Annotated in this window: 23 protein-coding genes; 9 read left to right on the top strand and 14 right to left on the bottom strand. The window is 51.2% G+C overall.

All coding sequences use genetic code 11. The annotated features are described in order from the left end of the window. Window positions 1-95: 95 nt before the first annotated feature. The gene (mobB, locus tag NA197_RS20690; protein ID WP_010989262.1) at window positions 96-611 is read right to left on the bottom strand and encodes a molybdopterin-guanine dinucleotide biosynthesis protein MobB; all 516 of its coding nucleotides are present in this window, start codon (window positions 609-611) and stop codon (window positions 96-98) included. Then, a complete protein-coding gene (gene mobA, locus NA197_RS20685; protein WP_023259298.1) occupies window positions 608-1,192 on the bottom strand; it encodes a molybdenum cofactor guanylyltransferase MobA in 585 nt (194 codons plus the stop codon). Before mobA ends, mobB begins: the two co-directional genes overlap by 4 nt. A gap of 69 nt (window positions 1,193-1,261) precedes the next feature. On the opposite strand from mobA, the gene NA197_RS20680 reads away from it, so the two are divergent. The 3 genes from NA197_RS20680 to dsbA all read left to right on the top strand — a co-directional run bounded on the left by NA197_RS20680 (window position 1,262) and on the right by dsbA (window position 3,234). Next, window positions 1,262-1,531, top strand: coding sequence for a YihD family protein (locus tag NA197_RS20680; protein ID WP_000649858.1), 270 nt, complete (start codon window positions 1,262-1,264; stop codon window positions 1,529-1,531). A gap of 76 nt (window positions 1,532-1,607) precedes the next feature. After that, window positions 1,608-2,594 (top strand): serine/threonine protein kinase, encoded by a 987-nt coding sequence (locus tag NA197_RS20675; RefSeq protein WP_000999264.1) that lies wholly within the window; start codon window positions 1,608-1,610, stop codon window positions 2,592-2,594. Between the two features lie 16 nt (window positions 2,595-2,610). Next, entirely contained in the window at window positions 2,611-3,234 is a 624-nt protein-coding gene (dsbA, locus tag NA197_RS20670) for a thiol:disulfide interchange protein DsbA (protein ID WP_000725364.1), read from the top strand. A 12-nt stretch (window positions 3,235-3,246) separates the two neighbouring features. Here dsbA and NA197_RS20665 read toward each other — a convergent pair whose 3' ends face one another. Continuing rightward, window positions 3,247-4,155, bottom strand: coding sequence for an acyltransferase (locus NA197_RS20665; protein WP_000196890.1), 909 nt, complete (start codon window positions 4,153-4,155; stop codon window positions 3,247-3,249). A gap of 387 nt (window positions 4,156-4,542) precedes the next feature. Here NA197_RS20665 and polA point away from each other — a divergent pair, with 387 nt between their 5' ends. Then, window positions 4,543-7,329, top strand: coding sequence for a DNA polymerase I (gene polA / locus NA197_RS20660; protein ID WP_000249972.1), 2,787 nt, complete (start codon window positions 4,543-4,545; stop codon window positions 7,327-7,329). 166 nt (window positions 7,330-7,495) lie between these two features. Beyond that, complete coding sequence (locus NA197_RS20655) at window positions 7,496-7,543, top strand: spot 42 RNA, inhibition of DNA synthesis (protein ID WP_071892919.1); 48 nt, start codon at window positions 7,496-7,498, stop codon at window positions 7,541-7,543. A gap of 120 nt (window positions 7,544-7,663) precedes the next feature. On the opposite strand, the gene yihA is transcribed toward NA197_RS20655, so the two are convergent. Then, window positions 7,664-8,296, bottom strand: a complete 633-nt coding sequence (yihA, locus tag NA197_RS20650; RefSeq protein ID WP_000183327.1) for a ribosome biogenesis GTP-binding protein YihA/YsxC — start codon at window positions 8,294-8,296, stop codon at window positions 7,664-7,666. A 239-nt stretch (window positions 8,297-8,535) separates the two neighbouring features. Between yihA and NA197_RS20645 the strand changes: the two genes are divergently transcribed. The 3 genes from NA197_RS20645 (at window position 8,536) to hemN (ending at window position 10,956) form a co-directional block, all read left to right on the top strand. Beyond that, window positions 8,536-8,760, top strand: coding sequence for a hypothetical protein (locus NA197_RS20645; RefSeq protein WP_001541209.1), 225 nt, complete (start codon window positions 8,536-8,538; stop codon window positions 8,758-8,760). A gap of 118 nt (window positions 8,761-8,878) precedes the next feature. Beyond that, window positions 8,879-9,394, top strand: coding sequence for a Der GTPase-activating protein YihI (gene yihI / locus NA197_RS20640; protein ID WP_000743291.1), 516 nt, complete (start codon window positions 8,879-8,881; stop codon window positions 9,392-9,394). A gap of 188 nt (window positions 9,395-9,582) precedes the next feature. After that, window positions 9,583-10,956 (top strand): oxygen-independent coproporphyrinogen III oxidase, encoded by a 1,374-nt coding sequence (hemN, locus tag NA197_RS20635; protein WP_000003520.1) that lies wholly within the window; start codon window positions 9,583-9,585, stop codon window positions 10,954-10,956. 89 nt (window positions 10,957-11,045) lie between these two features. Here the strand turns inward: hemN and NA197_RS20630 are convergent, their stop codons facing one another. From NA197_RS20630 to glnA, 4 genes are all read right to left on the bottom strand, one after another. Continuing rightward, a complete protein-coding gene (locus NA197_RS20630) occupies window positions 11,046-11,156 on the bottom strand; it encodes a YshB family small membrane protein (protein ID WP_001578131.1) in 111 nt (36 codons plus the stop codon). 112 nt (window positions 11,157-11,268) lie between these two features. After that, on the bottom strand, window positions 11,269-12,678 hold the full coding sequence (gene glnG / locus NA197_RS20625) for a nitrogen regulation protein NR(I) (RefSeq protein WP_001188783.1): 1,410 nt from the start codon (window positions 12,676-12,678) through the stop codon (window positions 11,269-11,271). An 8-nt stretch (window positions 12,679-12,686) separates the two neighbouring features. Beyond that, window positions 12,687-13,736: a nitrogen regulation protein NR(II) gene (gene glnL, locus NA197_RS20620; RefSeq protein WP_000146190.1), complete on the bottom strand. Its 1,050-nt coding sequence runs from the start codon at window positions 13,734-13,736 to the stop codon at window positions 12,687-12,689. Window positions 13,737-14,010: 274 nt separating this feature from the next. Beyond that, on the bottom strand, window positions 14,011-15,420 hold the full coding sequence (gene glnA / locus NA197_RS20615) for a glutamate--ammonia ligase (RefSeq protein ID WP_001271699.1): 1,410 nt from the start codon (window positions 15,418-15,420) through the stop codon (window positions 14,011-14,013). Between the two features lie 375 nt (window positions 15,421-15,795). Between glnA and typA the strand changes: the two genes are divergently transcribed. Then, complete coding sequence (gene typA, locus NA197_RS20610; protein WP_000572064.1) at window positions 15,796-17,619, top strand: ribosome-dependent GTPase TypA; 1,824 nt, start codon at window positions 15,796-15,798, stop codon at window positions 17,617-17,619. Between the two features lie 54 nt (window positions 17,620-17,673). On the opposite strand, the gene NA197_RS20605 is transcribed toward typA, so the two are convergent. Genes NA197_RS20605 through NA197_RS20580 form a run of 6 tightly spaced genes read right to left on the bottom strand, consistent with a single transcriptional unit; the run spans window position 17,674 to window position 23,265 of the window. Continuing rightward, complete coding sequence (locus tag NA197_RS20605) at window positions 17,674-18,408, bottom strand: Cof-type HAD-IIB family hydrolase (RefSeq protein ID WP_001270595.1); 735 nt, start codon at window positions 18,406-18,408, stop codon at window positions 17,674-17,676. After that, window positions 18,393-19,271 (bottom strand): STM4011 family radical SAM protein, encoded by an 879-nt coding sequence (locus NA197_RS20600; protein WP_001576425.1) that lies wholly within the window; start codon window positions 19,269-19,271, stop codon window positions 18,393-18,395. Before NA197_RS20600 ends, NA197_RS20605 begins: the two co-directional genes overlap by 16 nt. Beyond that, entirely contained in the window at window positions 19,268-20,509 is a 1,242-nt protein-coding gene (locus NA197_RS20595) for an STM4012 family radical SAM protein (RefSeq protein ID WP_064042971.1), read from the bottom strand. The genes NA197_RS20600 and NA197_RS20595 overlap by 4 nt, the downstream gene beginning before the upstream one ends. A 1-nt stretch (window position 20,510) precedes the next feature. Continuing rightward, a complete protein-coding gene (locus NA197_RS20590; protein WP_064042972.1) occupies window positions 20,511-21,386 on the bottom strand; it encodes an STM4013/SEN3800 family hydrolase in 876 nt (291 codons plus the stop codon). After that, a complete protein-coding gene (locus NA197_RS20585) occupies window positions 21,379-22,404 on the bottom strand; it encodes an STM4014 family protein (protein WP_077950658.1) in 1,026 nt (341 codons plus the stop codon). The genes NA197_RS20590 and NA197_RS20585 overlap by 8 nt, the downstream gene beginning before the upstream one ends. A gap of 12 nt (window positions 22,405-22,416) precedes the next feature. Next, window positions 22,417-23,265 carry an STM4015 family protein gene (locus NA197_RS20580; RefSeq protein WP_064042974.1) on the bottom strand — a complete coding sequence of 283 codons (849 nt, stop codon included), beginning with the start codon at window positions 23,263-23,265 and terminating at the stop codon, window positions 22,417-22,419. Between the last annotated feature and the right edge of the window lie 8 nt (window positions 23,266-23,273).

Genomic DNA, 23,273 nt, shown 5'->3' with positions numbered 1-23,273 from the left:
CTTTGCGTGTGTGGTAACTGTAAAAATGTAGGCCTGATAAGCGCAGCGCCATCAGGCAACCTGCACCGCCGGATGGCGGCTCCGCCTTATCCGGCCTACAAGGAACGTGCTTTCTCTAACCACCGCAAAATGAAGGCAGAAATCTGCGATACATCATTAAGATCCAAAACGGGTACCGCTACGGCAAGTGGAATATCACTGGCAACCGCAATAACATGCTCATCAAGAATTAATTCTTCCTCGCTGTGCCCACATCCCTGACGAAAAAGTAAGATCTTCGCAACTGCTTCGTGTTTAAACCCTTCAACAAGCACCAGATCCAGTTTTGATGCATCCATCCGGCTCACCAGCCATGCCAGATCCAACTCTTCTTGCCCCGGCGTTTCCGTCATTAACGCCCAGCGCTGCTGACTGGCAACCAGCGTCTGTGCCGCCCCGGCTTTACGCAGCTCGTAGCTATCTTTACCCGGTTTATCGACATCCATATCATGATGGGTATGCTTAATCAGCCCTGGCCGAATACCGTGCGCACAAAGTGCTGGGATCAGTTTTTTCAGCAGTGTTGTTTTTCCCGTGCCGCTCCATGCGGCAATGGCGAGTAGCGGTATCATGGTCTCTTTTGCCATTGCGCGAGTTCCTCCGGCGTGTTGACGTTCACAAATGCCTCTTTACAATCGCTGAAATCAACGGCGTGTCCGCCTACCTGGCGCATAAAAATCATTACCCGCCGCTCGCCTGCTTGCAAATAAGCTGTCAACTGGGGCTCAACGGCACGATTAATCAACGCGATCGTTGGATGATCGCGCTCTCCATCATGAACCCAAACCACGGGTGCACCATGACGCTGCGCTGCTAAACGATCGACCAGGTTGTGGGGGATACAGGGATTGTCACAGGGACAAAACAGAAACCAGTCGCCTGCTACCTGCTGAAAAACGGAAAGCATACCCGCCAGCGGACCGGGAAAGTCAGCAATTGAATCCGGAATGACTTTCAGGGCGCTGGCCTGGTAGATATCCAGATGGCGATTAGCACTAATGACGACCGTAGCCAGTTGCGGCGCGAGCGCGTCGGCAACGTGTCGCCAGAGCGGTTTACCGTTCAGTTCAAGCAGACCTTTATCCACACCTCCCATCCGCCGGGCTTTACCGCCTGCCAGCACCACGCCGGTTATTACTTCATCCAGATTCACCGATATCGCCTCTTTTATTGTGGGATTGACCCTGCTACCGTGTCTGTATCAAGAATAAGGAGCACAGCTATGAAATGTAAACGCCTGAATGAAGTCATTGAACTCCTCCAGCCAGCCTGGCAGAAAGAGCCTGATCTTAATCTGACGCAATTTTTGCAGAAACTGGCGAAAGAGTCAGGTTTTGACGGCAAACTGGAAGATTTAACTGATGATATCCTGATCTACCATCTGAAAATGCGCGATTCCGCCAAAGACGCCGCCATTCCAGGGATTCAAAAAGACTATGAAGAGGACTTTAAAACGGCGCTTTTACGCGCCCGCGGCGTTATTAAAGAGTAAAACCTTGTAAGCGGCGCCACCGAAATCGCCACGAAATGATATCCTGAATCATTCGTAGTATTTTCCGGATGATGGGATGAACGACAACGCTTTTACTTTCCAGACGCTACACCCGGAAACCATCATGGATGCGCTGTTTGAACAGGGGATCAGGGTGGATTCCGGGCTGACTCCACTAAACAGTTATGAAAACCGCGTCTATCAGTTTCAGGATGAAGACCGTCGACGTTTTGTCGTTAAGTTTTATCGTCCTGAACGCTGGTCTGTTGATCAAATTCGGGAAGAACACCAATTCGCGCTTGAACTGGTGAAGGATGAGGTTCCGGTTGCTGCTCCGCTCGCGTTTAATGGCCAGACGCTGTTAGCGCATCAGGGCTATCATTATGCTATTTTCCCCAGCGTAGGCGGTCGTCAGTTTGAAGCAGACAATATTGATCAGATGGAGGCGGTAGGGCGTTATCTTGGTCGATTGCATCAGACGGGGCGAAAACGTCCTTTCACTTTCCGGCCTGACATTGGGCTTGCAGAGTATCTTTTTGAACCTCGCCAGGTATTCGAAGATGCCGCACTGATTCCCTCCGGGCAAAAAGCGGCTTTCCTGAAAGCCACTGATACTCTACTGTCTGCAGTTACCGAATGCTGGCGCACCGATTTCGCCACGCTGCGATTGCACGGCGATTGTCATGCCGGCAACATTCTATGGCGTGATGGACCGCTGTTTGTCGATTTAGATGATGCCCGTAACGGTCCGGCGATACAGGATTTATGGATGCTGCTGAACGGCGACAAAGCCGAACAGCGAATGCAGCTTGAAACCATTATTGAAGCTTATGAAGAAGTTAGTGAGTTCGATACGGCTGAAATTGGTCTCATTGAACCTTTACGCGCCATGCGTTTAGTTTATTATCTTGCCTGGTTGATTCGTCGTTGGGGCGATCCTGCGTTTCCAAAAAACTTTCCCTGGTTAACAGGGGAAGATTACTGGCAGCGACAGACAACGACTTTTATTGAGCAGACTAAAATTTTGCACGAACCCCCTTTACAATTAACGCCAATGTATTAATCGGAGAGAGTTGATCATGAAAAAGATTTGGCTGGCGCTGGCTGGTATGGTTTTAGCTTTTAGCGCCTCGGCAGCACAGATCAGCGACGGTAAACAGTATATCACGCTGGATAAACCGGTCGCTGGCGAACCCCAGGTACTGGAGTTTTTCTCCTTCTACTGCCCACATTGTTATCAGTTTGAAGAAGTGCTTCATGTGTCTGACAATGTGAAGAAAAAGCTGCCGGAAGGCACCAAAATGACCAAGTACCACGTTGAGTTCCTGGGGCCGTTGGGCAAGGAGCTCACCCAGGCATGGGCGGTGGCGATGGCGTTGGGTGTAGAAGATAAAGTCACGGTCCCGCTGTTTGAAGCCGTACAGAAAACCCAGACAGTACAATCTGCCGCGGATATCCGTAAAGTGTTCGTTGATGCGGGCGTCAAGGGCGAAGATTACGATGCGGCATGGAACAGCTTCGTGGTGAAATCACTGGTTGCGCAACAGGAGAAAGCCGCGGCTGACCTGCAACTGCAGGGCGTTCCGGCGATGTTCGTCAATGGCAAATACCAGATTAACCCACAAGGCATGGATACCAGCAGCATGGATGTTTTTGTTCAGCAGTATGCTGATACTGTGAAATATTTGGTTGATAAAAAATAAAAAGAACGCCGGTCACTGACCGGCGTTTTTATAAGATGTTTTAATCTCTTCTATCTGTATATCTTTCTTATCCCACAGCGTATTAAGCCAACGTTGAAAACGGCGTTTGAATGTTTTGTCGTTCACGTAATCGCCGTGCAGTTCTTCATTTATGGGTTCCAGTTGCACCCGAACAACAATACGCGTCAGCCTACCGCTTAGCATATCGTAGAAAGGGTGGCGATCGTTGTTTGGGTAACACAACGTAATATTAAGCAGCTTATCGAACTGTGAGCCTAAAACGTTAATCGCCATTGCAATACCGGCTGCTTTTGGCGGCAACAGATGTTGATAAGGTGAATGCGTTTGCTGACGTTTCTCATGCGTAAATCGCGAGCCTTCAACAAAGTTAACGATAGTGGTGGGATACCGACGAAACTTTTCGCAAGAGCGACGAGTTGTTTCAACATCTTTGCCGCGTCGATCGGGGTGGCGGAGCAGGTAGCTACGGGAGTAGCGCTTCATAAACGGCATATCTAATGCCCAGCACGCCAGGCCGATGAACGGCACCCAGGCCAATTGCTGTTTAAGAAAGTACTTATTCATTGGGATATGCTTGCGGAACAGAACGCAAAGCACAACGATATCGGCCCAGCTGCGATGATTACAAATCAGTAAATACCAATTTTTCTTGCTCAGCCCTTCTAACCCTTCTACATCCCATTGCAAGTGCGGATTAAGGCGTAACAGCGCTGCAAGACCAGCACACCAGCAATACATCATGAAATTGCAGAAAATGGAGACCTTGCGCCAGATACCGGGAACAGGCAAAAGAAGCTTTACCATACCGGCAATGATGATCGGTACTGAGCAAACAATAGTGACCAGGATGGTCAATACGATACTCAATGGGAGCGTGATAGCCGCGAGTATTCTCGTCATAATAAATTATTCAAAAGTTAGCCATAAACGGTGCGCGAAAAGGGCGCAAGAGGCTGATTCTATCAGAAAACGATGCTAATGATGGCGCTGAGTGAAATAGAAACACTCGTAACAACTATCCACATTATGATAACGGCATGAATCAGATAATCAGAAAAACGTGATGTTAACAACTCATTGAAAATAATGGGTAATTATTAAGATGAGAAGGCTATCGCGCTGATTTTAAAGTAATGGTAAGAATTTACACACAAAGTTATCCACAGGTTGTTTTGCGAGCGATCCTGAAGATCGACAAAACTTTTCCGCAAATGCGGCGAAAAACTCAAGTTTTCCTCCTGTATGTGGCATCCTTTAACCATAATCTGTTAAACAGGCACGGACATTATGGTTCAGATCCCAGAAAACCCACTTATTCTCGTAGATGGCTCATCCTATCTCTATCGCGCCTATCATGCGTTTCCGCCGTTAACCAACAGCGCGGGAGAACCTACGGGCGCAATGTATGGTGTCCTCAACATGTTGCGCAGCCTGATCATGCAGTATCAGCCGACGCATGCTGCGGTGGTGTTTGACGCCAAAGGAAAAACCTTCCGTGATGAGCTCTTTGAACATTACAAATCGCATCGTCCTCCGATGCCGGATGATCTGCGAGCGCAAATAGAGCCGTTACATGCCATGGTTAAAGCCATGGGGTTACCTCTGCTGGCAGTCTCTGGCGTAGAAGCGGATGACGTTATCGGTACACTGGCGCGAGAAGCGGAGAAGGTGGGGCGTCCGGTATTAATCAGCACCGGCGATAAAGATATGGCACAGTTGGTGACGCCGAATATTACGCTGATCAACACCATGACTAACACCATCCTCGGCCCGGATGAAGTCGTTAATAAGTACGGCGTGCCGCCTGAGCTGATTATCGACTTTCTGGCGCTGATGGGGGACTCCTCGGATAATATTCCAGGCGTACCAGGCGTGGGTGAGAAGACGGCGCAAGCTTTGCTTCAGGGATTGGGCGGCCTGGATACGCTGTACGCCGAGCCGGAAAAAATTGCCGGTCTCACTTTCCGCGGCGCCAAAACGATGGCCGGTAAATTAGCGCAGAATAAAGACGTAGCGTACCTGTCTTATAAACTCGCCACCATTAAAACGGATGTTGAACTGGAGCTGACCTGCGAACAGCTTGAAGTGCAGCAGCCGATTGCGGATGAACTGCTGGGCCTGTTTAAAAAATATGAGTTTAAGCGCTGGACGGCGGACGTTGAGTCAGGCAAGTGGCTACAGGCAAAGGGCGCGAAACCGGCGGCCAAACCGCAGGAAACGGTCGTTATTGATGAATCGCCCAGCGAACCGGCAGCGGCGCTCTCTTATGAAAATTATGTCACGATTCTGGACGACGTTACGCTGGAAAGCTGGATTGAAAAGCTGAAAAAAGCGCCAGTTTTTGCTTTCGACACGGAGACCGACAGTCTGGATAATATCGCCGCCAACCTGGTGGGCCTCTCGTTTGCCATCGAACCTGGCGTTGCCGCGTATGTACCTGTCGCACATGATTATCTGGACGCTCCGGATCAAATCTCCCGCCAGCGTGCTCTGGAACTGCTGAAGCCGCTGCTGGAAGATGAAAAAGTGCGCAAAGTGGGGCAAAACCTCAAGTACGATCGCGGCGTCTTGCAAAATTACGGTATTGAGCTGCGCGGTATCGCCTTCGATACCATGCTTGAGTCTTACATTCTGAACAGCGTCGCCGGACGCCATGATATGGACAGCTTGTCCGATCGTTGGCTGAAGCACAAAACTATCACCTTTGAAGACATTGCCGGTAAAGGTAAAAACCAGCTCACCTTTAACCAGATCGCACTGGAGGAAGCGGGGCGCTATGCGGCAGAAGATGCGGATGTCACGTTACAGTTGCATCTCAAAATGTGGCCTGAGCTCCAGCAGCACAAAGGCCCGCTGAATGTTTTCGAAAACATCGAAATGCCGCTGGTGCCGGTACTGTCACGCGTTGAGCGCAATGGTGTAAAAATCGATCCTGCCGTCCTGCACAAACATTCGGAAGAAATCACGCTACGTCTGGCGGAACTGGAAAAGAAAGCGCATGACATTGCGGGCGAGGCGTTCAACCTGTCCTCGACGAAGCAGTTGCAGACTATCCTGTTTGAAAAGCAGGGTATTAAGCCGCTGAAGAAAACGCCTGGCGGCGCGCCGTCAACGTCGGAAGAGGTGCTGGAGGAGCTGGCGCTGGACTATCCGCTGCCGAAAGTGATTTTGGAGTATCGTGGTCTGGCGAAGCTAAAATCCACCTATACCGATAAGCTGCCGCTGATGATTAACCCGAAAACCGGGCGCGTCCATACGTCCTATCATCAGGCGGTAACGGCGACGGGACGTTTATCGTCCACCGATCCGAACCTGCAAAATATTCCGGTGCGCAATGAAGAGGGCCGCCGCATTCGTCAGGCATTTATTGCGCCTGAGGATTATCTCATCGTGTCTGCGGACTATTCACAGATTGAGCTGCGTATTATGGCGCATCTTTCCCGTGATAAAGGGCTGCTCACGGCGTTCGCCGAAGGGAAAGATATTCACCGTGCAACGGCGGCGGAAGTCTTTGGCTTGCCGCTGGATAGCGTGACCGGGGAACAGCGCCGAAGTGCGAAAGCCATTAACTTTGGCCTGATTTACGGGATGAGCGCCTTCGGTCTTTCTCGCCAGCTTAATATTCCGCGTAAAGAGGCGCAGAAGTATATGGATCTCTACTTCGAACGCTACCCTGGCGTGCTGGAATATATGGAGCGCACCCGCGCTCAGGCAAAAGAACAAGGCTATGTGGAAACGCTGGAGGGACGCCGCCTTTACCTGCCGGATATTAAATCCAGCAACGCGGCGCGGCGCGCGGGGGCGGAACGCGCGGCGATCAATGCTCCCATGCAAGGAACGGCTGCCGATATCATCAAGCGCGCCATGATTGCCGTCGATGCCTGGCTACAGGCCGAGCAGCCACGCGTGCGGATGATTATGCAGGTACACGATGAATTAGTGTTCGAGGTGCATAAAGACGACTTAGATGCGGTAGCAAAACGTATCCATCAGTTGATGGAAAACTGCACGCGTATTGATGTGCCGTTGCTGGTGGAAGTCGGTAGCGGAGAAAATTGGGATCAAGCGCACTAAGCATTTAAGGAATAACGCGCTTTTTTCGTAATTAAGCAACATAAGCACGGGGGTTTTGTGATGGGTATTAGAATTCCCTATGTAAAGAATGAAAAAAAATTACGAAAAGGTCTTTCTGTGTTGCTCAAAAAAGAGTAAAGTTATTCACGTAGGGTACAGAGGTAAGATGTTCTATCTTTCAGACCTTTTACTTCACGTAATCGGATTTGGCTGAATATTTTAGCCGCCCCAGTCAGTTTATGACTGGGGCGTTTTTTATTGTGCGCAAGAAAAGTTTCGCTCACACCGTAGGCCGGATAAGACGCGCAGCGGCGCCATCCGGCATAGCGGGTGATTATTCCCCGTCCTGAATCTCTTCGACCGGTGCCAGTTCACTAAACCAGCTATCCAGCTTCTGACGTAACTTATCCACGCCCTGCTTTTTCAGCGAGGAAAACGCTTCTACCTGCACATCGCCATTAAAAGCCAGCACGGCTTCACGTACCATATTCAACTGCGCCTTGCGCGCGCCGCTGGCCAGTTTGTCCGCTTTGGTCAGCAGAACCAGAACCTGGATATTGCTCTCTACAGCCCACTGGATCATCTGTTGGTCGAGGTCTTTCAACGGATGGCGGATATCCATTAAAACGACTAAGCCCTGTAGGCTTTGACGTTTCTCCAGATATTCCCCCAGCGCGCGTTGCCACTTGCGTTTCATCTCTTCCGGGACTTCCGCGTAGCCATAGCCCGGCAGGTCGACCAACCGTTTGCCATCTACGACTTCAAACAGGTTAATCAGTTGGGTACGGCCCGGCGTTTTAGAGGTGCGCGCCAGGCTTTTTTGGTTGGTCAACGTGTTCAGGGCGCTGGATTTGCCTGCATTGGAACGGCCAGCAAAAGCCACTTCAATTCCGCAATCGGAAGGTAAATGGCGAATATCAGGCGCACTCATCACAAAATGCGTCTGTTGATAATTCAGGTTAGTCAAAGCGGTCGTCTCCGTCAGTCAAAGCATTGTGGCGATTATACCTGAACGCCAGCAAAAGACGGATTTTTCGGCGCGGCGGTGCTGTAAGTAAAAGCCATACGCTTTGTGAGACATTGACCATTGCACTTATGCGACATGACAGAGTCGTTGTCAGGCTCAAAGCCAGTTAATATAGTTAAATCATGAATTTATAGAAAGGTAATTGTCTGAAAAAAAGGGATTTGCCGTGTCGGTATCTTGTGAGTTTACCCCAAAAGAGTAAAGTAATGCACATAGCGAGGACGCTAACAGGATCAACGACTCAGGATGAGGGTCAGGAGCGCCAGGAGGCGAAGACACAGGATTGTCAGGAAGACAAACGTCCGGAGACGTTAGTAAAAGGAAATGGAAACAACATGGAATGTTCCAGGCTAAGGGAAAAACAGGGCGTGTTGATAGCCAACAGGGATGGTGGAACCCGTTAAGGGTCGTGAGTCAAGAAAAAAGGCGGCAGATTACTCTGTCGCCTTTTTTCTTTGCTTGCTTTCTGCTAGATTCCGCCTCAATTCTATACTGAATAAAACGGCTTAAAGATCTGACATCATGAAAAAACCAACCTCTGCACCGCGCAGTAAAGCCTTTGGCAAACAGCGTCGTAAAACGCGTGAAGAGTTAAACCAGGAGGCGCGCGACCGTAAACGCCTGAAAAAACATCGCGGTCATGCGCCGGGAAGTCGCGCGGCGGGCGGCAATTCCGCTTCGGGCGGCGGCAATCAGAATCAACAAAAAGATCCACGTATTGGCAGTAAAACACCTGTTCCATTGGGCGTGACTGAAAAAGTGACCCAACAGCATAAACCGAAAAGTGAGAAACCTATGCTTTCACCGCAGGCGGAGTTGGATTTACTGGAAACGGATGAGCGCCTGGATGCGCTGTTAGAACGTCTGGAAGCGGGCGAAACCCTGAGTGCGGAAGATCAAGCCTGGGTAGATGCCAAACTGGATCGTATTGATGAACTGATGCAGAAGCTTGGTCTGTCTTACGATGACGACGACGAAGACGACGAAGAGGACGAGAAGCAGGAAGATATGATGCGCCTGCTAAGAGGCGGCAACTAACGGGTTTACACCGTGGGCTTGCCCGTCCTGCTTATAACCCTTCCGGTTATATGTTATCTGGTGTGGTTATTCGTTAAACTACAGCGATTGTCGCGGCGACAGAAATGGCTGCGCAGCCGGCTTGCCGCCCGTCATGGCGTGAAGCCGGTACGCCGTACCCGCCAGAGACGCCATCGGAAGGAGTGAGCATGTCTGAACAGCAAATAGACTGGGATCTGGCCCTGATCCAGAAATATAATTATTCCGGGCCACGATATACCTCGTACCCAACCGCGCTGGAGTTTTCTGAAGACTTCGAGGACGCCGCATTCTTGCAGGCTGTGGCGCGTTATCCTGAACGTCCGCTCTCGCTGTATGTGCATATCCCGTTTTGTCACAAGTTGTGTTATTTCTGCGGCTGCAACAAGATTGTCACCCGCCAACAGCATAAAGCTGACCAGTATCTTGACGCGCTTGAGCAGGAAATTCGCCATCGCGCGCCGCTGTTTGCAGACCGTCATGTCAGCCAGCTTCACTGGGGCGGCGGTACGCCTACTTACCTGAATAAAGCGCAAATCAGCCGCTTAATGACGCTGTTGCGTGAAAATTTCCACTTTAATACCGACGCGGAAATCTCGATCGAAGTCGATCCCCGTGAAATTGAGCTGGATGTGCTCGATCATTTACGTGCGGAAGGTTTTAACCGCCTGAGTATGGGCGTGCAGGACTTTAATAAAGAGGTGCAGCGCCTGGTTAACCGCGAGCAGGATGAAGAATTCATCTTTGCGCTGCTTAATCACGCCCGCGATATCGGCTTTACCTCGACCAATATCGATTTGATCTACGGTCTACCGAAACAGACGCCGGAAAGCTTCGCTTTCACGCTGAAGCGTGTGACGGAGCTGAACCCCGATCGTTTGAGCGTCTTTAACTATGCGCATCTGCCAACGCTTTTTGCCGCCCAGCGTAAAATTAAAGATGCCGATTTACCCAGTGCGCAGCAGAAACTGGATATTTTGCAGGAGACCATCGTATCGCTTACTCAGGCCGGTTATCAGTTTATCGGGATGGACCATTTTGCCCGTCCGGACGACGAACTGGCCGTCGCGCAGCGCGAAGGCGTGCTGCACCGTAATTTTCAGGGCTATACGACCCAGGGCGATACCGATCTGCTGGGGATGGGGGTTTCTGCTATCAGCATGATTGGCGATGGCTACATGCAGAACCAGAAAGAGCTGAAGCGTTATTACCAGCAAGTGGATGAGCGGGGCAATGCGCTATGGCGTGGTATTACGCTGACCCGTGATGATTGCATTCGTCGCGATGTTATCAAGGCGCTGATTTGTAACTTCCGCCTGGATTTTAACGCTGTCGAACAGCAGTGGGGTTTGCATTTCGCTGAGTATTTTGCCGAAGATTTGCAGTTACTGTCGCCGCTGGCGAAAGATGGGCTGGTGGATATTAGCGAGAAGGGAATTCAGGTGACGGCGAAAGGTCGTTTGCTGATCCGCAATATCTGCATGTGCTTTGACGCGTATCTGCGCCAGAAAGCGCGGATGCAGCAGTTCTCGCGCGTCATTTAGCCGGGTTGCCCGGTGGCGCTGCGCTTACCAGGCCTACACGTTGCGACAACCTGTAGGCCGGATAAGCATTAGCGCCATCCGGCACATTGTCAGCTGAACAGTCCCACCAGCGCGGCACACAACACGGCGGCTAGCGCAGTTTGTGGCGTGTGGCTGTCGACCGCTCCACTCGATACCAGATTAATAATAGATTCTAACATAATGAATCCCCCCGTTTGCCGGGCATGATCATACTGAACTCATCGGAACAGTAAAGCGCAAAATAGCAGCGTTTTGCGCTCAATTATTAATCTTTACACTCGCGGGTAATGTTTACTCCATTCCCAGCTCTTTCAACTTCCGCGTTAGGGTGTTTCGCCCCCAACCGAGCAGCCTGGCGGCTTCCTGTTTATGACCCTGCGTATGGCGTAATGCCGTGGTCAGTAGCGTTCTCTCCAGTTCTGGCTGCGCTTCAGAAAGCAGGTTTTGATGACCGGATCGCAAGGCGCGGTCCGCCCATTGCGCCAGTAATGTAGCCCAGCTATCCGGCGGCAGGTGGGACGGGCTATCCGGCGTCGAGGCTTCAAACAGTTCGCCCGGTAAATCCTGGATCAATACCTCCTGTCCGGCGGCCATGACGGTGAGCCAGCGGCAGGTATTTTCTAACTGACGCACGTTACCAGGCCATGCCAGGCGCGTTAACGCCGTTTCGGTTTCCGGATGTAATAATTTGGCTTCCACACCTAATTCACGGGCGGCGACCTGCAAAAAATGGCGCGCCAGGCGCGGAATATCCTCACGACGCTCGCGCAACGGCGGAAGATGGATACGAATCACGTTCAGGCGGTGGAACAGGTCTTCGCGGAATTTCCCTTCCTGAACGCGTCGTTCGAGGTTCTGGTGGGTGGCGGCGATAATGCGCACATCCACTTTTACCGGCGCGTACCCGCCCACGCGGTAGAACTGTCCGTCAGCCAGCACGCGTAACAGACGAGTCTGGACATCCAGCGGCATATCGCCAATTTCGTCCAGAAACAGCGTGCCGCCGTCAGCCTGCTCGAAACGGCCCTGCCGGATGGTATTCGCCCCGGTAAAAGCGCCTTTCTCATGGCCAAACAGTTCGGATTCAATCAAATCTTTCGGGATGGCCGCCATATTGAGCGCGATAAACGGCGCTTTGGCGCGTGGGCTATGGCGGTGAAGCGCATGGGCGACCAGTTCTTTACCGGTCCCTGATTCGCCGTTAATCAGCACGCTAATCGAAGAACGCGACAGCCGACCAATAATGCGAAACACATCCTGCATGGCGGGCGCTTCGCCTATCATGTCTGTTGTCGGGCCGTTAACCTCGATATTACGCGGCTGCTGCTGCTCCTGATAGTGGCTAATCGCGCGCTCGACCAGAGCGACGGCTTCATCAATATCAAACGGTTTAGGCAGATAATCAAACGCCCCCTGCTGATAGGCGCTCACGGCGGCATCTAAATCGGAATGCGCGGTCATAATGATGACCGGAAGCATCGGGTGACGCTGTTTAATCTGCTTTAATAGCGCCAGCCCGTCCATTCCCGGCATTCGGATATCCGACAGCAAGACGTCCGGCGTTTTACTGGCCAGCGCAGCCAGTACTTCATTACCATTCTCAAAGGTGGTACAGGTCAACCCTGCCCCGGCGAGAGCACGTTCAAGCACCCAACGGATGGAACTATCATCATCGACGACCCAGACTATTCCTCGTTGCATAAACACCTCTATTTCCGAATCGGCAGGTAAACCGAAAACTCGGTATGCCCCGGCCAACTGGTAAATTCAATTTTGCCGGCGTGTTGATCGATAAGATTGCGGGCGATAGATAACCCAAGCCCGGTGCCGCCTTCGCGACCGCTGACCATCGGGTAGAACAGCGTATCCTGTAAATGGGGAGGAATGCCCGGCCCATTGTCTTCAACGTCTATACGCGCCGCCAGGCGATAGCGTTCGCCATGCAGCGTTAACTGGAAGGCGGTACGGGTACGCAGCGTAATTTCGCCGCCTTCCGGCCCCAGCGCCTGCAAGGCATTGCGGACAATATTCAGCAGTACTTGCTCAATTTGTTCCGGGTCATGCGGCAGTTCTGGCAGACTGGGGTCGTAATCGCGGATAAGCCGGACATTATCCGGCAGTTCCATCGACACCAGCGCCACCACGCGCTCCGCGACTTTATGTATGCTCTCGGTAATGTGCATTCCCGGGTGCTGCGGCCCCAGCAAACGATCGACAAGGTTGCGTAGCCTGTCGGCCTGTTCAATGATGACTTTGGTATATTCCATTAGCGCCGGGTCGGGCAGCGCCTTGCTGAGTAGCTGCGCCGCGCCGCGCAGGCCGCCGAGCGGATTTTTGATTTCGTGCGCCAGACCGCGCACCAGATCGCGAGCGGCGATTTGCTGCGCGTGCTGCAACTGCTCCTGACTCAGACGACGCTGGTTATCCATCGGCGCCATTTCGAGCAGTATAAAATCGTCGGGCAGACGTTGGGCGGTCAAAGAGAGAATATGCGAGCGACTATCAATCACCAGCGTCACTTCGTTATCGGTAAAGCCTTGCCCTGCCGCTAAACTTTCGCGCATCAGGTCAATGTTTAACGAAAAATAGCTCAACAGTTCAGGTAACGGCGTCCCGAACAGTTTGCGTGAGCTTTGCGCGAGCAACTGCTGCGCGGCAGGGTTGGCGTAATGGATTGCCAGCGCGTCGTCGACCACCAGCACGCTGTTGATTAACGAATTGAGGATCTGCCCAGCATCGGGCTGTATGCCGCTTGCCATTCAGCAGTCTCCTGGAAAAGGTTGCACCATTTTAGTGCATTATAGCTTTTTACCACTAAAAAGCGCGTGAGATCAGATTGTTGGTGGAGAAAAAAGCCCATCCTGGGATGGGCTGAAAGTTTCCACGGCAACTCAAAAACTCCTGACGCCTTTCACGCTGCTGCTGCGTTGGCTGCCTTCGCTTACCCCGGTCACATCGCTATCTATGCTCCTGGGGATGTGCTCAGTTGCCGCCTTGCAGCAACGCGAAATTCGTCGGATTTTTAATATACGATTAAACGCTGTAGTACAGCTCAAACTCTACCGGGTGCGGGGTCATACGCACGCGGTCATCTTCTTCGCGACGCAGCGCAATATACGCATCGATCGCTTCATCCGTGAACACGCCGCCTGCTTTCAGGAACTCGCGGTCCAGATCCAGCGCGTTCAGCGCTTCTTCCAGAGAACCCGCTACCTGTGGGATCTCTTTCGCTTCTTCCGGCGGCAGGTCATACAGGTTTTTGTCCATGGCTTCGCCCGGGTGAATCTTATTCTTAATCCCGTCCAGACCGGCCATCAGCAGGGCGGCAAAGCACAGATACGGGTTAGCCGCCGGGTCCGGGAAGCGAACTTCGATACGGCGCGCTTTCGGAGACGCCACCACCGGAATACGGATGGAGGCGGAACGGTTACGGGCGGAGTAGGCCAGCATCACCGGCGCTTCGTAACCCGGGACCAGACGCTTGTAGGAGTTGGTGGTCGGGTTCGCCAGGGCGTTGATGGCTTTGGCGTGTTTGATGACGCCGCCGATGTAGTACAGCGCTTGTTCAGACAGGCCGGCATATTTGTCGCCAGAGAACAGGTTGGTGCCGTTCTTCGCCAGCGACATGTGGCAGTGCATACCGGAACCGTTATCGCCGAACATCGGTTTTGGCATAAAGGTCGCGGTCTTACCGAAGCGGTGAGCCACGTTATGCACGACATATTTGTAAATCTGAATTTCGTCGGCTTTTTTGGTCATGGTGTTAAAGCGGGTCGCCACTTCGTTCTGACCTGCGGTCGCTACTTCGTGGTGGTGCGCTTCAACGACCAGGCCCATCTGCTCCATGACCAGACACATTTCAGAACGGATATCCTGCGCGGAGTCAACTGGCGGAACCGGGAAATAACCGCCTTTCACGCCCGGACGATGGCCTTTGTTGCCGCCTTCGTACTTGGTAGAGGAGTTCCAGGCGCCTTCAATATCGTCAATCGCCACATGTGAGCCGGAGATAGATGCGCCGAAGCGGATGTCGTCGAACAGGAAGAATTCAGGTTCCGGCCCAAACAGGACGGTATCGGCGATACCGGTCGCGCGCAGGTAGTCTTCCGCACGTTTTGCGATGGAACGTGGGTCACGGTCATAACCTTGCAGAGTGCCAGGCTCCAGGATGTCGCAACGGATAATCAGGGTAGAGTCCGCGAAGAACGGGTCAATCACTGCGGTGGATGCGTCTGGCATCAGCACCATGTCGGATTCGTTAATGCCTTTCCAGCCGCCGATAGAGGAGCCGTCAAACATTTTGCCTTCTTCAAAGAATTCGGCATTTACCTGATGAGCAGGAATCGTGACGTGCTGTTCTTTGCCTTTGGTATCGGTGAAGCGCAGATCGACAAACTTCACTTCGTGCTCGTTCAGCATCGTCAAAACGTGTTCAGCGGACATACTTGTACTCTCCCGGATTGGTCATGGTCGGTCGTCGTGGTAACGAGATCTTCAATTCTGCTGGCCGTGTCGCCGTAAAAATATAAAGCGAAATCTGTGCCAACTTTCACATTGCCCCCAAAAGGCGTTATCATGCGTACCATCGTGCAAAAGGGCTGCACCACGGTGACTATGTTGCACCAAAATAGTGCTTTAATGTGAACATTGAGCACCACATTGGTGCAATAGAACGCAAGCCACCCTTTTAACGCTCCGTGAAAGCGATCACAAAGAGACTCTGCAATACTTGTTTGCGGAGGATGTTTGTGATCCTGTTTTGTAGTGCGATTAATCCGTGTACAATAACGCGCTATTTCTAATGCCTGAGGCAAAGTTGTGATCGAAAATTTGCGTAACATCGCCATCATCGCGCACGTTGACCATGGTAAAACTACCCTGGTTGATAAGCTGCTCCAGCAATCCGGTACGTTCGACGCGCGTGCCGAAACTCAAGAGCGAGTGATGGACTCCAACGATTTGGAGAAAGAGCGTGGTATTACTATCCTCGCTAAAAACACCGCTATTAAATGGAATGATTACCGTATCAACATCGTTGATACTCCCGGGCACGCTGACTTCGGTGGTGAAGTAGAGCGCGTCATGTCCATGGTTGACTCTGTGCTGCTGGTGGTTGACGCATTTGACGGCCCGATGCCGCAAACGCGCTTCGTGACCAAAAAAGCCTTTGCTCATGGCCTGAAACCTATTGTGGTTATCAACAAGGTTGACCGTCCTGGCGCGCGCCCTGACTGGGTTGTTGACCAGGTATTCGACCTGTTTGTTAACCTCGACGCGACCGACGAACAGCTGGACTTCCCGATCATCTACGCTTCGGCGCTGAACGGTATCGCGGGTCTGGACCACGAAGATATGGCGGAAGACATGACCCCGCTGTATCAGGCGATCGTTGATCATGTTCCGGCGCCGGACGTTGACCTCGATGGTCCGTTGCAGATGCAGATCTCCCAGCTGGACTACAACAACTATGTTGGCGTTATCGGCATTGGCCGTATCAAACGCGGCAAAGTGAAGCCGAACCAGCAGGTCACTATCATCGATAGTGAAGGGAAAACCCGTAACGCGAAAGTAGGTAAAGTGCTGACGCATCTGGGTCTGGAGCGTATCGACAGCGATATCGCCGAAGCGGGCGATATCATTGCGATCACCGGTCTGGGCGAGCTGAACATTTCCGACACCATCTGCGACCCGCAGAACGTTGAAGCGCTGCCGGCGTTGTCCGTTGATGAGCCGACCGTGTCTATGTTCTTCTGCGTTAACACCTCGCCGTTCTGCGGTAAAGAAGGTAAGTTTGTGACTTCTCGTCAGATTCTTGACCGTCTGAACAAAGAGCTGGTGCATAACGTGGCGCTGCGCGTTGAAGAAACCGAAGATGCGGATGCGTTCCGTGTATCCGGTCGTGGCGAACTGCACCTGTCCGTGCTGATTGAAAATATGCGTCGTGAAGGTTTCGAACTGGCGGTTTCCCGTCCGAAAGTTATCTTCCGTGAAATCGACGGTCGTAAACAAGAGCCGTACGAAAACGTGACGCTGGACGTCGAAGAGCAGCACCAGGGGTCTGTCATGCAGGCGCTGGGCGAGCGTAAAGGCGACCTGAAAAACATGAATCCGGACGGTAAAGGCCGCGTACGTCTCGACTACGTGATCCCAAGCCGTGGGCTGATTGGTTTCCGTTCAGAATTCATGACCATGACTTCCGGTACGGGTCTGCTGTACTCCACCTTCAGCCATTACGACGATATTCGTCCGGGTGAAGTGGGTCAGCGTCAGAACGGCGTACTGATCTCTAACGGTCAGGGTAAAGCGGTGGCGTTTGCGCTGTTCGGTTTGCAGGATCGCGGTAAGCTGTTCCTGGGTCACGGCGCGGAAGTTTATGAAGGCCAGATTATTGGTATTCACAGTCGCTCCAACGACCTGACGGTAAACTGCCTGACCGGTAAGAAGCTGACCAACATGCGTGCGTCTGGTACGGATGAAGCGGTGATTCTGGTTCCGCCAATTAAAATGAGCCTTGAGCAAGCGCTGGAGTTCATTGATGACGACGAACTGGTAGAAGTCACCCCGACCTCTATCCGTATCCGTAAACGTCACCTGACGGAAAACGATCGCCGCCGTGCGAACCGTGGTCAGAAAGAAGAGTAATTAACGTTCTTACGGATAAAAACCCTGCCGAAATGAAAGCTCGGCGGGGTTTTTTTATTCACGTTGAGAAAGGGATAAGGTTGCCAAAAAATCAGCAATCGCTGGCGTATTATGCCGACCAATGACGCTGTCCGCATAAACCTTTGCCCGGGCGCTGGCATTCCCCATCGCTACGCCCAATCCGGCTAAACGTAGCATTTCCGCATCGTTATCATTATCGCCAAACGCCATCACTTCGCGCATTGCGATATGCTGTTGCTGTGCATATCTGGCGAGGCTTTGCCCTTTGCTACACCCCTTCTGGAGAATATCCAGTTGATGATGCCAGGACCAGGTACAGCTTAGCTGTAATTCATGCTGTATAAACTCAGCAATATTTTGTAGTTGTTTTATGTGCCGATGAACGACGCTGATTTGCCAAATATTCTCCCTACTGCTTAGCTCATCAGCCTGAAAGATTATTTTATCATCAGCACGAATTGTCGGTTTAAGCGGATATACCCGCGCCAGTATTTTTTCCGTTTGTAAGTGCGTCAGCGGCAGTGGATGAAGGATCTGCTGTTGAGCCGGTTGATAAATATAACTTCCGTTACAACAGATCATCGGTTCGGTGAGCGCCAGCGTTTGATAATACGCATAGGCTTCACGATGAGAGCGGCCGGTGACAAGCATTATTCGGCAGCCCATGTCCTGCATCTGACGGATGGCGGTTAGCGACTCTGGCAGAATTTGTTTATTACGGTTTAGCAGCGTTCCATCAAGATCAAAAGCGATTAAACGATATCGCATGAGCGCCCGATCCTAAAACAGCGTGAGGTATCCAGGTGATTCAGCAATGGAATATCGAGACGGTGCTGATAAGCGAGAAAACAGTGGCATTGTTTTGCCTGGCAGGCGGGAGAATTAAGCCGTTGCTGATATAAATTACCCATTTTAATTTTGCTGATATGACAAGCAAAAAGATCGCCTTCTGCATTCATAAAAATACTTTTTCTTCCTGCGGTACAGATATCCAGCTGCGCTGGCCACTGCTGCGTTTCAACCACATACAGCGGATCGAGTTCGCTGAAGGCGATGGTTTCCTCAACGGTATGCCGGGTATTGGCACACTCGTTGGCGTTAAACCAAAAATAATTCTGGTCAGGCAACTGCTGGCGTAGCCAACGAAACTGGGCGATATCTTTCATACTGGCGACAGCCCCCGCGCACCAGGTTATTCCGGCGGCAGAGAGCGCTAAACACTGCTGGAGAAAGCGCTCAGCGGTAATTTGTGAGGGATGAAAAGAACACCATAACCGAAGCTTTGAGATATCTCCGCCGCCGGCACGAAATGATTCCAGCAATGACATTAACGAAAAAGAGGCGTTAGTTTGTATGCCGACCGCCTGAACATGAGGATAGCGGCTAATTTCTGCCAACGCCGCCATGTAATAACGCAAGCGTAGCGCCTCGCCATAAGGCGTAATCATCACATTCAACGGCGTACCTAAAAGAGGCAAATGGTCAACCATGCGCCATAGCGCGGCTTCGTCGCGTTTTTTATCGTTGCGGGCGTGTTTATGGAACGGGCAATAGCCGCAATGATAATTACACGATTTAAGATAGCCGCGATAAAACAGCGTGTGAATATCGCGCAGGGCGGGGGCGCTCATCTCTGCCGATTCTCCCGTAGCATCACCTCAGGCGAAACGAACACAGGAGCAAGGCAATCGGATAATGCCATACCGGTCTCCGTTAGCCGGAGGCGACTGCCATTCTGATAGCAGTAACCCTGCCGTATGAAGCGTTCAAGGTCGGGGAAATCCCTTAGCGCATCGCTGGCAAAATATTGCTGATAATCGCTAAGAGAAAGTCCCTGCCAGAAAAATAGATTTTTAATGATAAAGCGGCGTTTCATTTCATCAGGGGGAAGCAGATAACCGTGATTAATGACGGTTTTATCCGGGCTGTCGATAAACGCCTGAATGATTTTTCGTGATGTTTGCAGGTTCGACGACCACGGTGAACAGTAATGCAGATTGCCAAGATAACTTCTGCCGCCCGCGCCGAGCGCCAGTGAGTTTTCAAATCCGCAGCTTTCCGCCGCGGCGGATGGCGCTGGATTAAGGACGAAACGGCGCATGGACGTTTGGGTGTAGCCCGCGTTGCGTAAAAGATCGCGGGCTAAAACGTAGTAGCTATGCATATTTTCCTGGCGAGGCATATTATAAAGCGGATAAAGGAACAGCTCTTCCGGTTGATAAACGAGCGCCTGATGTAACGATTCCGTCAGGCTTGCGTGAGTCTGGCCGGGAATGCCATAAATAATATCAATATTGAGTGATGGAAAATGACCCGCCTTTAGCCATTCCAGCGCCTGGTGCGCGCTGGCGGCATTGTGGCGGCGGTGCAGCGTATGTAACTCGCTATCATGAAAACTTTGTACGCCAATACTGACGCGATTAACGGAAAAGGCGTTTAATAGCGCTACTTTTTCTGCCGTGGTATCCGTAGGGGAAGTTTCAATCGTTTTATAAATATTCCAGTCAACATTGAGCACATCAAAGACGGAAAAAAATAACTTCTCTAATTGCGCAATATTTAATAGCAGAGGTGTGCCGCCGCCTACGGTAAAGCTTGCCCAGTGGGCGGGCGCCAGCGCCATTTGTCGGCCCTGGGTAATAATCGCGTCGATATAGCTATCAATGAACGTATTATCTGCGCCAGTGCAGGTAAATAAATTACAGAACCCGCAGCGACTTTGACAAAACGGCATATGAACATACAGATGTGTGTCGTGCTCGTAAATGCGCGGTTTTACTTTGCTAAAGCTGACGTTCTCCAGCTCCCGATAAGCCGTCTTATGCGGATAACTGTACATATACTGACGATAAATATCATTGTTATTCATATTAATGATTACCGCTCAACAAGAAATGCATATAAGGAACGGTATTAACGATCGGATGATTAAAACTATGGAAATATTTCCCGTCTTCGCCATAGCAGGTACCGTGATCGGAACAGACAATAACGAACGTTTCGCCGCCGGTTTGGCGGAAAATGTTCAGTAATCCGTCGATGCGGGCGTCGATATAGCGTAGCGCGGCGGCATGGGTCTCTACGGTATCGCCAGGGGCCGCGCCCTCAACGTAAAAATGGTTAGGGTAATGAATAGTATCGATATTGATATACATCATGACCGGTTGGTTGCCAGCACGTTCGGCCATGATTTTTTGGATATAATGGATCTGGTTATCCATACTCTCTTTAACCGTACAGGCAAAGCGTGGATGCCAGTAACTCTCTTTAAACATCGACGGGAACACTTTTCCCATGCCGGAGCGGTTATTAAAGAAAGAGACGCCGCCAATACAGATGGTCTGGTAGCCTTTATTTTCCAGACTTTTTATCCATGTTGCGTCTTCAAAGGCAAATGCATTTTTCGGGCCTTTACGACCAAGTCCGATATCTTTTGGGAAAAACAGCATGGTCTGATTAACGGTATCATCAATAGGTTTTGGCATAAAACCTGAAAACATGGCGTGATGCGAAGGCCAGGTAAAATTACCGGCCGCCTCGCATTTCGTCCATTGTCCATAATGATTAAGGTTGGGCGTATTTCCGGCGGTTTGTTCCTGAAGCGCAATGTCGTAGCGTAACGAGTCCAGCACAATAAAAAGAATATGAGCGTTATTACTAATTAGCGCATTCATATCGAATTCGCCATCGCCTGTGTCAATCGACGCGTGCAGCGAGACGGGGACTTCATCCATTGAATTATACATTTTGCTTCCTCATGGCCCGGATTTGCGCCTGATAAATTAGATTATTCTGCTGCGCATCCTGATAAATCAAATCACCCTGGCCATTAATTTCAATAATATACGGCGTCAGGCTGGTGGTAAGTAAAACATCAATACCCGCTAAGCGAATGCCAGGGAAAAGTCGCATGGCATTTTGACAGAGCGTATCGATCTCAGTCACTTTTGCGGCAGATAACTCCAGACTTTCGAAGCAGTAAGCCTGGTTTTGCAGATGTAAGTTAGTAATGGGCTGCGAGGAGGTTCTGACCACTCGCCAGATAATTTCGCCATCCAGGCAGACGATGCGTAAATCATAGGTTTTATGCTTTACGCTGGCTTTGGGCAGCCACTGTTCGACGAGGTTTTCCTGCTGAAGAACGCCATCAATAATGAGCTGGATATCTTCTTTCTGACGATACTGTTGGATTTTTTTGCTGTTAAATAGCTGTTGTCCTGATATGGCAATCGCGCTGTAAAGCACCTGCTTTATGCCATCAGGGTGGCGGCGCAAAGCGATAACGCCCGCCGCGCCAGAACCCAGCGAGGGCTTAATGAACACGCTGGCGACCCTTTTTTCCTCCATGATGGCGGTGAGCTGTACAAAACTTTTTACGTCTTCCGCTACCAACGGCGGCGTGGGGATGCCGTGTTCCAGTAAGCGCCGCTTGCAGCGTTTTTTATCCAACAGGTGAATGAGGCCCGCCGGATGGTTAAGCCAGGTGACGCCAGGACGCGCCGCCATGTTCTGCAAAAAATGGATATAGTCCAGACCGATCGCGTTTATTTTGCGGATGTCTGTTTCACTGTGTACTGGCGGGTCGATTTTAACGATGCCAGAGGTCAGCGAAGCGTCCAGCGCTTGCGGATGAGTCAGCGCCGTGACGGGTTCCCCAAGTACGGCGGCAGCCTGCATAAAATAATGCGTGCGCTTGCTCTGATGGGGGCCAATGAGCGTAATCACAATAAATCCCTTTATCGGTGTGTAGGGGAATGTGCACATTCCCCTACACAATCACTCGGTGTACATCGCATTCATATAAATATCGCCATCGTAATCATCAGGCTCCAGCGCTTCTGAAAGATTCAGGTTTATCGGCAGTGTGGCTTTTAGCTTTTCCTGCATCTCCGGCGTCAAATAGTGGTGGTGGAGATCGAGTGTTTCCAGATGCGCAATTCGGTCTTTATGCTCCAGCAGCGCCTCTGCGCCGTTGTCCGTTAAGGTACCGCATGAGAGTTCCAGCACGTTAAGCTGCGGCAGGATATTACTTTCCAGCACCCGGCGGGCGATATCATCCTGCTCTTCGCTGTTCATCAACCCCAGATGGGTGAGCTGAGGGAAAAGATCTTTCGATGCCAGCGTCATCACGTCATCCAGCGAACCGTCAAAACCGTATTCCTCTACGCCCAGGAAGAGCTTCAGCGTTTTTAATGCAGGGAGCTGCGCATTTTGTAGTTCGGCAAGCACATTAGAAGGGATGCCGCCGGAAATGATTTCCAGGTGCTCCAGTTTCTCATGATGTATAGCGCCCAGTTGCAGATCCGACGCGCCTTTAATAATCAGTTCTTTCAGATTGGGTAACGCCGCATAGAGCCTGGAATAGTCACCTTGTTTAATCCAGGAGATCTCGCAGTCTTCGCTCTCCATATCACCGATAAACAGTGATTCCAGGTGAGAAAAGCGGGGGGCGTTCTCCACAATCATATCAATAATAGGCTGGCAGGTTTCGTCTTCCCAACAATCACCCCAGTTACCAATGGTCAGTGAGCGAAGCTTTGGCAGATCTTCATCGGTTAAAATCAAATTAATGAGCTGTTCCTGGGTTAATTCATTGCCCCAATCAATATTAAATCGCTTATTCATTTGTTTCC

Origin of the sequence: Salmonella sp. NW884, from assembly GCF_051700745.1 — a bacterium.
GTDB lineage: Bacteria > Pseudomonadota > Gammaproteobacteria > Enterobacterales > Enterobacteriaceae > Salmonella > Salmonella enterica.
This window is presented reverse-complemented; position numbering and strand designations above follow the sequence as displayed.

Coding starts and splice junctions, on each gene's coding strand:
- NA197_RS20585 (WP_077950658.1), bottom strand. CDS start 22,404: ATGTGCACATTCCCCTACACACCGATAAAGGGATTTATTGTGATTACG.
- polA (WP_000249972.1), top strand. CDS start 4,543: ATGGTTCAGATCCCAGAAAACCCACTTATTCTCGTAGATGGCTCATCC.
- mobB (WP_010989262.1), bottom strand. CDS start 611: ATGATACCGCTACTCGCCATTGCCGCATGGAGCGGCACGGGAAAAACA.
- dsbA (WP_000725364.1), top strand. CDS start 2,611: ATGAAAAAGATTTGGCTGGCGCTGGCTGGTATGGTTTTAGCTTTTAGC.
- NA197_RS20675 (WP_000999264.1), top strand. CDS start 1,608: ATGAACGACAACGCTTTTACTTTCCAGACGCTACACCCGGAAACCATC.
- glnA (WP_001271699.1), bottom strand. CDS start 15,420: ATGTCCGCTGAACACGTTTTGACGATGCTGAACGAGCACGAAGTGAAG.
- NA197_RS20580 (WP_064042974.1), bottom strand. CDS start 23,265: ATGAATAAGCGATTTAATATTGATTGGGGCAATGAATTAACCCAGGAA.
- NA197_RS20605 (WP_001270595.1), bottom strand. CDS start 18,408: ATGCGATATCGTTTAATCGCTTTTGATCTTGATGGAACGCTGCTAAAC.
- glnG (WP_001188783.1), bottom strand. CDS start 12,678: ATGCAACGAGGAATAGTCTGGGTCGTCGATGATGATAGTTCCATCCGT.
- NA197_RS20595 (WP_064042971.1), bottom strand. CDS start 20,509: ATGAATAACAATGATATTTATCGTCAGTATATGTACAGTTATCCGCAT.
- NA197_RS20590 (WP_064042972.1), bottom strand. CDS start 21,386: ATGTATAATTCAATGGATGAAGTCCCCGTCTCGCTGCACGCGTCGATT.
- hemN (WP_000003520.1), top strand. CDS start 9,583: ATGTCTGAACAGCAAATAGACTGGGATCTGGCCCTGATCCAGAAATAT.
- glnL (WP_000146190.1), bottom strand. CDS start 13,736: ATGGCAAGCGGCATACAGCCCGATGCTGGGCAGATCCTCAATTCGTTA.
- NA197_RS20630 (WP_001578131.1), bottom strand. CDS start 11,156: ATGTTAGAATCTATTATTAATCTGGTATCGAGTGGAGCGGTCGACAGC.
- NA197_RS20680 (WP_000649858.1), top strand. CDS start 1,262: ATGAAATGTAAACGCCTGAATGAAGTCATTGAACTCCTCCAGCCAGCC.
- yihI (WP_000743291.1), top strand. CDS start 8,879: ATGAAAAAACCAACCTCTGCACCGCGCAGTAAAGCCTTTGGCAAACAG.
- NA197_RS20665 (WP_000196890.1), bottom strand. CDS start 4,155: ATGACGAGAATACTCGCGGCTATCACGCTCCCATTGAGTATCGTATTG.
- NA197_RS20600 (WP_001576425.1), bottom strand. CDS start 19,271: ATGAGCGCCCCCGCCCTGCGCGATATTCACACGCTGTTTTATCGCGGC.